Source organism: Williamsia muralis, assembly GCF_051487485.1.
Taxonomy (GTDB): domain Bacteria; phylum Actinomycetota; class Actinomycetes; order Mycobacteriales; family Mycobacteriaceae; genus Williamsia; species Williamsia muralis_B.
In genome coordinates this window covers 496,898-509,581 of sequence record NZ_JAHVCV010000005.1, presented here as the reverse complement: position 1 = coordinate 509,581, position 12,684 = coordinate 496,898, and the positions used below count along the sequence as shown (strand labels likewise).

Here is a 12,684-nt window from a genome sequence, read left to right as displayed (position 1 = left end):
CGTCCGCCCAGTTAGGGATCTTTGCTTATGATTTCGACCGCTACATACAGCGACTACGCATGGCTCACATCCGACGACTTCGCGGTGTGGCAGGAGGTCGGATACTGCTTCACGCACATCACCGATGCCACACCCGTCGAGGTCCTAACCCTGCTAAAGGCCGAGCACACGTCCACAGTGAGAGGCGTCGACGACCTCCACATTCGGGCAGGCGAAGCCTGGGACACGCGCGGAGGAGGCCCGTTCGGAAAGACGCTCGTAGCAGCTACTGCTATTGGCACCACCGCACTCATGGTCGAAAGCGCCGGATTTATCGGCGTCACCTCGAAGCACATGAAGCCGATGTCCCGTGGCCGGCAAGTCGTGTCGTGCTATTGCGCGGTGGGGTTGAGCCAGTTCTGGTGGTGGATCGATGGGACCCTAGAACTGCAGTTTGAACCGTTGGGGCCAGGCGCCGGCCGTACCGGTGCTCACCCCGACGATCACCTCCAGGACATGAGTGAAGTTGGCCTCGACACCACCATGACCCGCGATGTTCGCGACGTCCCGATCAACGAAGCCACCCTCGCCTTAGCCGAACGGGTGACCGGAACCCCCGTACGCCCAGAGATGCTCCACAGCAACGAATTTATACTTGGGCTAGTCCAAGCCGCTGCGCGCGACTGAGCGTAGAAGCGTCCCTACCGGATGTCTCTCGACATACTGCGACAGAGGCTTTCCCCTGACATGTTGTTTTCAATAACCCACAGGGACATCACCAGGACCCGCAAAGTTTGTCCCGTTGTCAGCTCGACGGCCACGATGGGGTGAGGCCGAATTGAAGCTGTGTCGTCGACCAGGAAGGCTACTTGCCCCGGGCTCGAATCGGCACCCGCGGCAGCCAACTCGGCTGCCTCGAGACCTTCGAACTGCGGGTCGTCGACGACGCGCACGTCAGCCAGGAACTCATCGCCGCCAGCGACCAGGACCGGAGTCGTCGCGCGCCGGCGGATATCGGTTCACGCCTGTTCGTCGGAGAAGTCAGTCCGTATCAGCAATGATGCTGCTCTGGCCATGCACGAGTTCTCGCTCGACGGTGGTGTGGACCCAGTCGCGCCATTGCTGCAGGGTCCAACCTGCTTCGGTGACGAACAGTGTGTAGGTTTCGACCGACTCAACCGCGTAGATGACAGCAGCAAGTCGTTCACGGTCGGCGTGTTCGGCGCCGGGCCGCGAGAGAATTTGGTCGACGAGTAGGTGGCTGAAGGTGTTGCGTTGTGAACGCAACGTCTCCATCAGCGCGGCCACGTCGGCGTCCGCCTCGGCCGCGAGCATCACGCGGTACAGCGGAGCCACGCGAGCTGTCCTGAGATGCATCTCCGCTAACGCCACGTGCCAGGCATCGTGAGCGCTCGCACTGGCAGCCAGTTGGCCGAACCACGCCCGGTCGGCGAGTGGAATCGGTTCGTCGTCGCCGGCCAGTGCCACGTCATGGGCAGCTGCAAGGACTCCGACCTTGGATGAGTACGTCGAGTAGATGGTTTGCACCGCCACTCCGGCGCCCGCGGCAATATCGGTGAGGGTGGTAGCCACATAGCCGTGCTGTATGAACAACTCGGTCGCCGTCCGGACCACCTGAGTCCTGGCTTCGTCATTGCGAGGCCGTCCTCGTCGCACCGTCATCCCGACTCCTCCACGCTGTTGCCCACCCGCCATTAGATCACTAATATTGTGGAATGTAATTCCATAATATGGATCTAGGAGGGAGAGATGCCCCGTATCACCGTTGCCTACTACTCCTCGACCGGGTCGGTCCATGCAATCGCGGAAGCGTTTGCAGCGGGCTGTCGTGACGTCGGCGCCGAGGTTCGCCTTCGCCGTGTCGCCGAGATCGTTTCCGATGAGGTGATAGCGCGACATCCACAGTGGCGCGACCACCTCGCGGCAACAGCGCATATACCGACGGCGACGGTGGAGGACTTGGTGTGGGCCGATGGATTCGCCCTTGGCACCCCAACCCGGTTCGGGCAACCGGCTGTCCAGCTCAAACAATTCATCGACTCCACGAGCGCCGCTTGGCAGGCCGGCCTACTCGCCGATAAGCCGGCGACCGGCTTCACCAGTGCCTACGAACGCCACGGCGGTCATGAGGCGACGCTGCTCGCGCTGTATCACACGTTCTGTCACTGGGGGTCGATCGTCGTACCCACCGGCTATGTCGACCAGGACCTTGCCCACGCAGCAGGCGGCAACCCGTACGGGGTCAGCAGCGTCGGTGGTGACGGTCCGCCAAATAGTGATGTCCTGGATCTGGCACGTTTTCAGGGGCGACGCCTGGCCGCGCTCGCTGAGGCCGTCAGCACCTGCAAGGAGCCGGTCTCATGAGCTCGAGCGCCGTCCCCACTCCCGCCGCACTCGGTGCCCGGCGTGGGTTCGCCCTTGGCCTGCTCACGAGCGCGAACCTCCTGGTGTTTGCGTCGGTGACGATCATGAACGTCGCGTTGCCCGACCTTCAGACGGACTTGTTGCTGTCGCACGGGCAGGCCCAGGGTGTGGTCACCTTCTATTCGTTGGCATTCGGGGCTCTCCTGGTGCTGGGGGGTCGACTCGCCGACATTGTCGGACTACGACGCTGCATCACAACGGGATTGGTGGGTTTCGCAGCAGCGTCCCTGCTTGGCGGCCTCGCCCCCGAGCCGGGCGTGCTTCTGGCGGCGCGCCTTGCGCAGGGTGCGGCGGGCGCATTGGTCGCGGCAACTGCGGTATCGCTGATGTCGGTAATCTTCCCCAGCGGTCGTGGCCGCGAGATCGCCTTCACCACGTTGGGTGTGGTCATGGGCATCGGCACCGCGGGATCGTTCGTGGCCGGCGGCGTTCTGGTCGACCTCGCATCGTGGCGGTGGTGCCTTCTAGTAAATGTCCCGATCGCGCTGCTGCTCGCCGCGGGCATCGCCCACACCGCACCGGAAGGTCCCCGCACGACGCAGGCGCACCTGGACGTCGGTGGCGCGATCCTGATCTGCCTGTCACTGGGTGCGATAATGCTGGGACTCGATCGTGCGACCGCCTGGGGGTGGGGCCACACCGGCACCGTGGCCCTGCTGGTTGGTGGGGCGGCTGGAATCGGCATCTTCGCCGCGACCCTGCCCGGCAAAGACCAGCCACTGATACCGCCGTCACTGCTCGGCGACCGTCTGCGGGTAATCGCTTATGCCGCTTCGGGGTTGGTAGGTATTGGCATGTTCGCTGGCATGTATGTGCTCACAGCGCTTCTCCACACCGTCCTGGGTCTGTCGTCGACACAGATTGGCCTGGCCTTCCTGCCGTTCGCGGTGGGTGCCGTGGTCACCACCTGGGCCCTCCCCCGCGTTCGCACACGGCTGCCGGTAGCGGTGGTACTCGCCGTAGGTTTGATGCTGACCGCGGCCGCGATCGCCACCTTCGTCGCTCTCGAGCCCAGCAGCCGCTACAGCACCCACGTTCTGCCGGCGATGCTTTTGCTCGGCGCCGGCGGCACCCTCGTCATGATCACCGCCGGTGAGGTCGCCACCGCCGGAGCCGGACCACACAGTGGTGTGGCCGGCTCGTTGGTCAACGCCGCACAACAGATCGGTGCCGCCACTGGCACCGCCCTGCTGGCCACAGCGATGACGATAACCACCCGCACCGAACTGGCCAGGGGAGCCGAACCAGTCGAGGCCGCGGTCGCAGGCTACGCACACGCTGGTCTCATCGCAGCGCTGCTCCTGCTCACCGCAGCCATGGGCATTGCCCTGATAGCTCAACGGTCACAGAAGCGAATACACCGTTCGAATGGCTGGGTATCCGACACTAGTGCGGTCTCTGCCTGCAGAACACATCCCGATACCAGCGAACCGAGAATGATGAAGGAGGAGTCATGACAGTCACGCAGAGCACACCCCTGTTGATGCACAACACCATGCGCATCACCCCCGGCCACCTCGAGGAGTTCAAACAGGCTGTGCGCCGCGCAGTGGAGTTTGTGCAGCAGCACGGGCCGCAACTGACCGTGCAGGTGTTCATCGACGACTCAGAGATGATCGCGCACAGCTTTCAGCTGTACCCGGACTCGGCAGCGGTGCTGCGTCACTGGAGCCTGTCAGACCCGTACATCAGCGACGTCATGCAGCACTGCACCGTCGAGAGTCTGCAGGTGTACGGCGAGCCCGATGACACGGTGGCCGAGGGCCTGTCGTCGATGCTCGCCGACGGCGTCGCACACCTCACCGGAGCGCACCACGTCGGCTTCGTGCGGAGGCAAAAAGCGCTCCCCGAACCGCAACCCTGGTGAGCTACCGTTCATCGCTGCTGACTCCCACCCCCGATCAGGCGGGCAAGTGATGCGAATCGGGGCGGCGGAGTTAGGCGACCTGGTCGGCCTGAGGCGGCGGACAGGGGTGGGAGAATAGCTGGTCCTCACCTAAGCACCAGCGGCGCACCATGTCCGGCGCCTCCAGGCATGCAAGGCGGAGTGCCTGCTCCACCATTTTAAGGTTGCTCATGTCCTCCGGGGCCATATCGCGTGCCGCCAACTCACCAACCAAGACCGCGTTGCGGGCGTCATCAAACCGTGTCCACAGCCATGTGGCCGCCACCAGCAGCCCGTACCGGTCAGGGTTGATCGCGATGAGCCGTTCCACCATGGATACGCCTGACTGGGCCTGGGCAGCAGGGTGTGTTTGTGCAACGACGACGTCATCCATTGTTGTTGGCGCCCTCGCGAATCCACCAGGCCAGAGCGACCAGACCAACGGGCGACAGCGTCGTACAGGTAGCCGCCGCGATCGCCCCGATCTGCCCGAGTCCCGCCCCGATACTGCCGGCTAACAACCACAACGGGAAGGCGACGATCGCGAACATCGCCGCCGCGAGGACCAGCAGGTCGCAGACAGTCGCCCTGCCGACCTCGGCGGTGGCATCGCAGCCGGCCGGCCGGTGGGGACCGCGTGTGCCGGCAGCTTGGCCGTGATGGTGGAAACGCCGCCCTTGGGTCCGAGCCTGTGGTGCGGGCGCGTCCGGCCAGGCGGTGGAGGCAGCGAGGGGCGAGGGCGAAATGTCGTGCGGTGACGCCTTGGTGGCCTCGGGGCCGGTGCACCACTGCCAGGGCGGCACGCGTTCACCCTTCAACATGCCGGCACCGTCCGTAGGTGCGCGGCCACCCACAGTGCTGTCAGGTTCAACAATGCAGCGAGACTGGCAGTTTCGCTGCATAGCGGCGTGGACACGTGCGCCCCCTAAAGGTCGAAGTAGTGCGCACTCAGGGACGCACTTTGAGTGAATCCAAGCGCCCGCGTGGCTGACACCACCGCAGATGACAGCAGACCAGAGGGTTGCCCAATGAACCTCAGACACAGGCGAAGCCGTCGATTCACAGCCGCCAGGCCGCTGCCCACAGTCGTATCACACACGGGAGAGCACCGACACATCGGCAGCTCTGATCGACCGGCGCTCGGAAAACGGCTGGTGATCAACCGTTGCACGTAGTTTAACTCTGCCCACCGGGTGTGCAAAAGCAGGTGGTCCATCGCAGCCACCCGTCGCTGGCACAGCCGATCTGGGTTAAGGGCCAAGGAGCCAGAGCCTCTTGCGTGCAACCGATTTCATCGCGCCAACGACCTGTGGGCGTACCGGCGTAGGTGGGTCAGTCTCCAAGTAGTCGAGTTCCCAGGAGAAGAAGGTGCGAGGATCGAGGCCAAACCGCGTGAGGATCTCCACTGCCGGCCCACCTCCGTATCGATACCAGCGCAGTGCGAACTCGAACAAGTCCAGCGCGCTGTCCGGCCGACCGCCCTGGTGGGGCCGGGACCGCTGCGGGGACGACGGAACCTGGCACGCGTCTGACGATGGCCGGGCCACGTCGGGTCACCAAACCGATCGCGTCGAGCGACCAACAATGTGCCCTGCACTGGAATGATCGGTGTAAGGATATTCGTCGGTGCCGCTGACGTCCTCTGAGAGCTCGAGTTGTTGTTCAGCACGGTCTGCCTCATTGCACACCGTGGTGTCGAAAATGCGGTCCATGGTGTCACCTCCTGTCGACTCGAATCCACCCACCTGCGGTGGGTCAACCCCGTCGGTTGTAACACCGGCGAACAGTCGATGCCACCACCGGTCCGCGCGGCGATCACGCTCGCGGTCGATGGGTGGGTGTATCCCCCCACTGTCAATGTCGCTCGGCCCGACAGGAACTGAGTGTTGATGCGTGTACAGGCCACGACGGCTAGGCGACGATGACTGCCGGCGGCGAGCAGGGCCATAGCAGCGGCGACATGGGGCCAGATCCGGTACCAGTGAGCAATCACCCGGGTGCTGACGGCGGTCAACCGGCAGTCAGTTGCCGGTATTATCGGTGTCCTCGTCCTGAACCTCACACCCTGGGATTCCACAGCGACCTAACGAGCGGACAATGTCAGAGAATTTTGGTTGGAGCGCAGACAAACAACGGTTTGTTGATGCAGCCGACTCGGACGCCGGCGTCGGTTTCGGTCGCCTCGCCCGGGAGTTCGCCACCCTGACTGGGGCACTGCTGCAGATCAAGTCGGTGGGGGAGGTACTTCAGCAAGTCGTCGACACGGCTCGACACGTCATCGCTGACGTCGATGTCGCCAGCGTCAGCATCAAGGGACCCGACGGAATCTTCCACACACCCGCCTACACCGACCCCCTCGCCATCGAACTCGACGACCTGCAGCACAAACTCAATGAAGGACCCACGCTGCAGTCCGTCACCTTCAACGGCACCGGCCTCACCGAGTCAGCCGATCTCGCGACGGAACAACGCTGGCCCCAATTCTCCACCGCTGCCCGCGAACTGGGCATCTCCGCGGTGATGTCGACGTCCCTGCACCCCGACGCCATGGCACCAGCCAAGGCTGGGACCCTGAACCTGTACACGCGGCAACCACGCGGGTTCACCGAAGACGACCACACAGCGGCCCTGCTGCTGGCCACCCATGCGTCCCTGGCCGTGGCCCATACCTCGGCCGCCACCGCCGCCGAGCTACACGCCACCCGCATGCGTCAAGCGATCGACAGCCGTGATGTGATCGGGCAGGCCAAAGGCATCCTCATGGCCAAACGCAACATGAGTGCCGACGAAGCCTTTGACGTCCTGCGCCGCACGTCCCAGCAGCTCAACATCAAACTCACCACCCTGGCCCAAACACTGGCGACCCGCCACCACGACTCCGACAACTGGTAAGCCAGTCTGTGCGCGAACGACCAGAGCAGCGCATATGTTGCGGGTGGCGCACCGAATACCTAGGCTACGCACAACGGTTGATCACCAGCCGTGCCCGACCAGCAGCCTGCATCCGCGGCAGGCGCCGCCGCTCATTTCTCAGCTACCTGCGGCGATTCACCCGTTGATCGGTTCCCTGGTGAATCCCGGCCGCCACTGCACCCTTGACGCTGGTTCACCGACTCACCCTGCCCATCTGGGCGGCCCACCGTGTGGAGCGGAGAACCAATGGCCTTGAACTACCCACCCGAGCGCGATCCATCGGCGCCCTTGATACACCGTGATGACACGCCGACCGACGCGGTCGATGCACCGATCCGGATGAGTACCGCAGCCATCCTCACGGCCACCACGGCCACGGTGGTCACGGTCGCGGGACTATTCGTCAGCAGCGTGGCAGTGGCCCTCATCGCTGGCGCCCTCGCGGCGTGTGTGGTGGCGCTAGCTGCAGCCATGCTCTGACACGGCCGCACTCAACACGACCACCCGGGTCGGCGCGGACCGGGCACGAGGCGCAATCGCCACTCAGGGGGCCTTGGCCGAGGCCCCCTGTGTGCCGCAGAGCCTTAGCCTGCCGTGATCTCGATCCGCTTGCCCTGCACTGGTTCGGTTTTGGGTACCTCCACCCGCAGGACACCGTCTTTTAGGGTGGCGCTGACTGAGTCAGCGTCGACGTTCCCGGGAACAGTCGTACGGTAGTAGAACGAACCCGTTCTACGCGTGGAGCTGTGCACCACGCCCTCACGATCACTGTCGTCGATCTGTCCCGAAATCGACAGTTCGTTGCGCTGAACGTCCACAGTCAGGTTTTCGCGCTTCACCCCGGGAACCTCAGCTTCCACGACAAACGACGACTCGGTTTCCTCGACGGTGACCGGCGGAACCCACGAGTCCACACCCGCGAACCCGCCGAAGGCCGACTCCATCAACTGGTTCATCCGGGTGTGGAAATCATCGAGCTCCCGGAACGGATTCCACTGCGCCACAGCAGTGTTACGACGAGCAGGAACAGCCATTGTCATCAACCTCCTACCTGCACAGAGCCAAAACAGTGACACCCCATTGAGCGAATCAAACTCAAGTTCTATTCCCAGACTCAACAAGCCTCCGCACGTCCGAGACCCCACCACCGGTTCTAGACCCCCCCGATCCCGAAAACGTTCCGTCAGCAAGGCTCCCGTCACCTGCTACCCAGAGAATGACGACGAGCTTCAACAGGGCGCACAGCGCGAAGCAGACGCGATGCCCGACCAGCTGCGGCGATACCGGCGGCGGTAACCCGTCCAGCCGCTCAGGTACCGCTCGACTGGGCAGGCGTCACACCAAAGGGCGTCATGTCGAGTCTGTCGGCTGGTACCCGTTCGATGCGCGTCCACCCTTTCCATCCTCGTTTCTCGAGGTTCGAGAAAATTGCTTTCATGACCGGCGCAGCATCAAAAGTGGTGGAGTCCAACAAATTGATGAACGGGTCGTCGAGTCCGTCGACCTCGATCTCGCCTGCCTGCACAGCCGCGATCATCTGGCGCTCGATGATCTCGGCCGCCTCATCGACTCGCGGATCATCGACGGCCCAATCGAACGCATCGCTCAGCAGACTGTAGAGCCGTAAGGTATCCGGGTCGTCCAGCTGCCTGTGCTTCGACACGATTATGTCGTCGATCTGGTCCGGTACTTGGGCGGCGATCATGATCCACGCGTCGCGTTCCATCTCGATGTAGCGTTCCTCAACGTCGAGACCGCGCAACCGATCCAGATAATCGACCACGCTCTGCGGGAGGGCCAAGTGATCCCCTGCGGCGAGACGGGTCAGCCGTTTGCGAGTGTCTTGAAGTCGGCGGATCTCGGCGCGTAGCTTTCTGTCGATCTCGGTCAGCCCCTCGGCGAACTCGTCCGACTCTGCGTCGAGTAACTCTTCCACCCGGGCAAGTGGCACACCTGCGTCGGCCAATGTGCGGATTCGGATCAGCCTGACAACCGCCGCTGCGTCATAGCTTCGATACCCGGAGTGGTCGCGCACGGGCTCGGCCAGCAGCCCCATCTTGTGATAGTGCCGGATGGCCCGCACAGTCACACCCGCGTAGGTGGCCAGTTGACTGATGGTGAGCATGGGTCTCAGACTGCCTCAGCCGATCTTCCGCCGGTAGGTGATTGCCGCGAAACCGTATGCGATGACGAAGATACCGGCACACCACGCCACCGCGATCCACGTGTCCGAGGCCGCAGCCTGACCGGTCAGAAGTTCTCGGATCGCGTTGACGATCGACGTCGCAGGCTGATTCTCGGCAAACCATCGCACCGGGCCGGGCATGGTCTCGGTGGGCACAAATGCTGAGCTGACGAAGGGCAGGAAGATGAGTGGGTAGGCGAACACGCTCGCCCCTTCCACCGATGTCGCGGTGAGCCCGGGGATCACCGCGATCCAGGTCAGCGCAAGCGTGAACAACAGCAGGATCGCGACAACTCCGAGCCAGGCCGGCATCCCCGCGGCGGAACGAAATCCCATGAGCAGAGCCACCACAACGACGATCACCAACGAGATGATGTTGGAGACCAGTGAGGTCAGCACGTGTGCCCACAGCACCCCTGATCGGCCGATCGGCATAGAACGGAAACGCTCGAAGATGCCGCCCTGCACGTCCTGAAAGAGTCGAAATGCAGTGTAGGAGGTGCCAGAGGCGATCGTGATGAGCAGAATGCCGGGCAGCATGTAGTCGATGTATTCGACTGCACCGGTGTCGATTGCGCCTCCGAACACGTAGACGAACATGAGCATCATGGCAATCGGCATGAGCGCGGTGGTGATGATGGTGTCCACACTGCGTGTGACGTGACGCAATGTGCGTCCGGTGAGGACAGCGGTGTCCCCTAGAGACTGAATGGCCATGAGTCAATCCTTGGTCGTCGGTCGAGGCTCTGCAGCCCGTGTCGTGTCTGACTTGTCACCGACGATGGCGAAGAACACGTCTTCGAGTGTCGGCTGCTTCTCCACGTACTCAACCTTTGTGGGAGGAAGGTGCTGTTTGAGGTCATCGAGTGAACCGTTCACGATGATCCGACCACGATGGAGTATGGCGATCCTGTCCGCGAGATGTTCCGCCTCCTCCAGATATTGCGTGGTCAGCAAAACGGTTGTACCGCGCCCGGCGAGCTCTTTCACGGTCCGCCACACCTCGACGCGCGCCTCAGGGTCAAGCCCGGTCGTCGGCTCGTCCAAGAAGATCACCGGCGGATCTCCGATGAGACTCATGGCGATGTCCAGACGACGGCGCATCCCACCTGAATACGTCGACACTCTCCGAGAAGCCGCGTCGGCCAGCGAAAACTGCTCCAAGAGGGCATCTGCGGTGCCCGCAGGGTCTGAAAGGTGCCGGAGCTTTGCAATGAGGACCAGGTTCTCCCGCGCGGTCAAGATCTCATCCACCGCGGCGAACTGTCCGGTGAGGCTGATCGACTCGCGCACATCACCGGGTCGCGTAGTGACGTCGAAACCATTGACGACGGCCGAACCTCCGTCGGGTCGCAGCAACGTCGACAAGATCTTCACGGCGGTGGTCTTGCCCGCCCCGTTCGAGCCCAAAAGCGCGAAAATGCTGCCTCGCGCCACATCGAAATCCACGCCTCGAAGCACCTCGAGCTCACCGAACGACTTCCGAAGATTCTCTACACGAATGGCCCGATCGGCATCCGATACTATCGGCATGCGAGTGCCCGATCACGCTGAGTGTGAGGACATTTGAAGTCATCGTCCGTGGTGTCATGCAGACTGCTGCAGCGGTCACCGCATCGAGTGACACCGCCGAATGTGTACGGGTATGGCATGGTCGACCTCCCTGTCGAAGCGTTCACGCTGACTGCGTGAGCGCTCATGTGAAACAGGATGAAAGGTTGACCATGGGTCAATGTCAAGGGTGGCCGTCGACCCCCTCGTCGCCGCCCGCGCACGCATGACTGGCACAAGCAAGTGACGACCTGAGTTCAAACACACCGCAGATTCGTGCCACCACCTCGGCCCGACGAACCGCTCTTCGGGCAAGCACCCCACCAGCGCGCCGTCAAGGTTACTTGACATGACCTATCTCATCGGCCCACAGGTTGTGCTGCAACGCATTTCGTCACTTGACTCAGAACAGAAGCATGCATGTCCTCGTGCGGTAGAGCAGCCGCGCCGGAGCACGGCCTTACGGCCCGGTCGCGATGGCGTCGCGCGTGATCTCGAGCTGCCCGAGGTGTTGGGCCAGTTCCCGGACCAGGTGGCCAAGGAGATACTCCGGGGTGGCCGTCGCGGCGCGGGATCCGGCCGCGGTCCGGTCGCGAACTCCGTCGGTAGCGGCGATCGCGATCCAAGCCGGCAATCGGGCAGCGACGTCGTCGAGCGCCGTGTGCAGGCCTGCGACTGTTCCGGTCGCGGTGAACTCGGCGGCACGGTCGCGGGGAATGCGTTCGCCACCGATCACGCTGCCCGCCCAGAACAGGACGACCTGCGTGCAGTGGTACACGATCCCGTATCCCGAAATTGGCCTGCGGCAGCGGCGGGACGACGTTGATGAGTTCGTCGCCGATCTGATCGGCGACGGCGCCGAGGCCGTCGAGGGTCTCGATGATCAGGCCACGCAGGGCGTCAGCCCAGGCAGGCAAAGGTGCGTTCAACTCACGTTCCAATCACGCTTAACACATCACGGGAAAATCCAGGGCGGTTTAGCACCACAGACCCATGACACCACAGCGGGCCGACAACCACTCTCGCCAGCACGTTGTCAAGTTTACTTGACATAAGGTATCTTATCGGCGTTAAAATGTTGCAGCACACCGCATTTCGTCACCAGTGACGAAAGTAGAGGCGTCCAACGTAGTTGTGTGCCAGAGTCACTAGATGGGGTCGACCGAAACAGAGTCGTTCGCAATCGAGTGGACGCCCAACGGCGGCGCCAGAGCTGTTGATGACGTCGAGGTCCCAGAGGCTTGGTCGAAGGCTTTACGTGGCATTTGCCATGATCTCGGTCGGCGCCAGTACAGCAATGCCGCGCGCCGTGTGAGTTGGGAAATCAGCCGTGAACCCGACGCAAACGGCTACACCACTGTGTACGTCTGGATCTTTCTCGACAAGTCGACCGGCGGTCTCGGTGGCGGTACGACATGGCGGATGGAAGATTCACCCACAGAAGTCACCCAGTGGCTCGCAGAGCTCACACAGGACGCGGCAGGCCACACCAATGTGGCCTGGCCACATGACGACGATGGCGGGTTACTGAGTCTGCAATTCCGGGGTGACAACCTGGTGTGGACCCGACCCCGAACACTGGAAGTAGTCGCCCCCCTCGGCCAGCTGACGTACTATCGCCGCTTATCGGTGCAGCCGTTGTGCCGCAACCTATTTCGTCACCGGTGACGAAACGTAACCGCCAGAACCGTTTACTTGACGCAGGACGTCCGCCGGACGTAGGGTC

At 62.9% G+C, this 12,684-nt stretch carries 18 protein-coding genes; 8 read left to right on the top strand and 10 right to left on the bottom strand.

What is annotated here, in order from left to right; translation table 11 throughout:
* The first annotated feature begins 27 nt into the window (after window positions 1-27).
* Window positions 28-666: a DUF6461 domain-containing protein gene (locus tag KXR83_RS16695; protein ID WP_437425749.1), complete on the top strand. Its 639-nt coding sequence runs from the start codon at window positions 28-30 to the stop codon at window positions 664-666.
* Between the two features lie 14 nt (window positions 667-680).
* On the opposite strand, the gene KXR83_RS16690 is transcribed toward KXR83_RS16695, so the two are convergent.
* Window positions 681-932 carry a DUF6924 domain-containing protein gene (locus tag KXR83_RS16690; protein ID WP_437425748.1) on the bottom strand — a complete coding sequence of 84 codons (252 nt, stop codon included), beginning with the start codon at window positions 930-932 and terminating at the stop codon, window positions 681-683.
* On the opposite strand from KXR83_RS16690, the gene KXR83_RS16685 reads away from it, so the two are divergent.
* Window positions 849-1,040 carry a hypothetical protein gene (locus tag KXR83_RS16685; protein ID WP_437425870.1) on the top strand — a complete coding sequence of 64 codons (192 nt, stop codon included), beginning with the start codon at window positions 849-851 and terminating at the stop codon, window positions 1,038-1,040. The two genes, KXR83_RS16690 and KXR83_RS16685, sit on opposite strands and share 84 nt — an antisense overlap.
* On the opposite strand, the gene KXR83_RS16680 is transcribed toward KXR83_RS16685, so the two are convergent.
* A complete protein-coding gene (locus KXR83_RS16680; protein WP_437425747.1) occupies window positions 1,021-1,662 on the bottom strand; it encodes a TetR/AcrR family transcriptional regulator in 642 nt (213 codons plus the stop codon). The two genes, KXR83_RS16685 and KXR83_RS16680, sit on opposite strands and share 20 nt — an antisense overlap.
* An 87-nt stretch (window positions 1,663-1,749) precedes the next feature.
* Between KXR83_RS16680 and wrbA the strand changes: the two genes are divergently transcribed.
* The 3 genes from wrbA to KXR83_RS16665 are packed head-to-tail and all read left to right on the top strand — an operon-like array spanning window position 1,750 to window position 4,291.
* Window positions 1,750-2,364: an NAD(P)H:quinone oxidoreductase gene (wrbA, locus tag KXR83_RS16675; RefSeq protein WP_437425746.1), complete on the top strand. Its 615-nt coding sequence runs from the start codon at window positions 1,750-1,752 to the stop codon at window positions 2,362-2,364.
* A complete protein-coding gene (locus KXR83_RS16670; protein WP_437425745.1) occupies window positions 2,361-3,881 on the top strand; it encodes an MFS transporter in 1,521 nt (506 codons plus the stop codon). Before wrbA ends, KXR83_RS16670 begins: the two co-directional genes overlap by 4 nt.
* Window positions 3,878-4,291 carry a hypothetical protein gene (locus KXR83_RS16665; RefSeq protein ID WP_437425744.1) on the top strand — a complete coding sequence of 138 codons (414 nt, stop codon included), beginning with the start codon at window positions 3,878-3,880 and terminating at the stop codon, window positions 4,289-4,291. The genes KXR83_RS16670 and KXR83_RS16665 overlap by 4 nt, the downstream gene beginning before the upstream one ends.
* 70 nt (window positions 4,292-4,361) lie before the next feature.
* Here KXR83_RS16665 and KXR83_RS16660 read toward each other — a convergent pair whose 3' ends face one another.
* From KXR83_RS16660 to KXR83_RS16650, 3 genes are all read right to left on the bottom strand, one after another.
* Window positions 4,362-4,703 carry a hypothetical protein gene (locus tag KXR83_RS16660; RefSeq protein WP_437425743.1) on the bottom strand — a complete coding sequence of 114 codons (342 nt, stop codon included), beginning with the start codon at window positions 4,701-4,703 and terminating at the stop codon, window positions 4,362-4,364.
* Entirely contained in the window at window positions 4,696-5,130 is a 435-nt protein-coding gene (locus KXR83_RS16655) for a hypothetical protein (protein WP_437425742.1), read from the bottom strand. Before KXR83_RS16655 ends, KXR83_RS16660 begins: the two co-directional genes overlap by 8 nt.
* A gap of 732 nt (window positions 5,131-5,862) precedes the next feature.
* Entirely contained in the window at window positions 5,863-6,021 is a 159-nt protein-coding gene (locus tag KXR83_RS16650; protein WP_437425741.1) for a hypothetical protein, read from the bottom strand.
* A 385-nt stretch (window positions 6,022-6,406) separates the two neighbouring features.
* On the opposite strand from KXR83_RS16650, the gene KXR83_RS16645 reads away from it, so the two are divergent.
* A complete protein-coding gene (locus KXR83_RS16645; RefSeq protein WP_437425740.1) occupies window positions 6,407-7,201 on the top strand; it encodes an ANTAR domain-containing protein in 795 nt (264 codons plus the stop codon).
* A 267-nt stretch (window positions 7,202-7,468) separates the two neighbouring features.
* Entirely contained in the window at window positions 7,469-7,702 is a 234-nt protein-coding gene (locus KXR83_RS16640) for a hypothetical protein (RefSeq protein ID WP_437425739.1), read from the top strand.
* A 104-nt stretch (window positions 7,703-7,806) separates the two neighbouring features.
* Here the strand turns inward: KXR83_RS16640 and KXR83_RS16635 are convergent, their stop codons facing one another.
* The 5 genes from KXR83_RS16635 to KXR83_RS16615 all read right to left on the bottom strand — a co-directional run bounded on the left by KXR83_RS16635 (window position 7,807) and on the right by KXR83_RS16615 (window position 11,736).
* Entirely contained in the window at window positions 7,807-8,256 is a 450-nt protein-coding gene (locus KXR83_RS16635; RefSeq protein WP_437425738.1) for an Hsp20/alpha crystallin family protein, read from the bottom strand.
* A gap of 275 nt (window positions 8,257-8,531) precedes the next feature.
* Window positions 8,532-9,347, bottom strand: coding sequence for a MerR family transcriptional regulator (locus KXR83_RS16630; protein ID WP_437425737.1), 816 nt, complete (start codon window positions 9,345-9,347; stop codon window positions 8,532-8,534).
* A gap of 15 nt (window positions 9,348-9,362) precedes the next feature.
* Entirely contained in the window at window positions 9,363-10,124 is a 762-nt protein-coding gene (locus KXR83_RS16625) for an ABC transporter permease (RefSeq protein ID WP_116914671.1), read from the bottom strand.
* Between the two features lie 3 nt (window positions 10,125-10,127).
* Window positions 10,128-10,940, bottom strand: coding sequence for an ABC transporter ATP-binding protein (locus tag KXR83_RS16620; protein WP_437425736.1), 813 nt, complete (start codon window positions 10,938-10,940; stop codon window positions 10,128-10,130).
* Between the two features lie 478 nt (window positions 10,941-11,418).
* Window positions 11,419-11,736, bottom strand: a complete 318-nt coding sequence (locus KXR83_RS16615) for a mycothiol transferase (protein ID WP_437425735.1) — start codon at window positions 11,734-11,736, stop codon at window positions 11,419-11,421.
* A 374-nt stretch (window positions 11,737-12,110) separates the two neighbouring features.
* On the opposite strand from KXR83_RS16615, the gene KXR83_RS16610 reads away from it, so the two are divergent.
* Window positions 12,111-12,626, top strand: coding sequence for a hypothetical protein (locus KXR83_RS16610; RefSeq protein ID WP_437425734.1), 516 nt, complete (start codon window positions 12,111-12,113; stop codon window positions 12,624-12,626).
* Window positions 12,627-12,684: the final 58 nt, after the last annotated feature.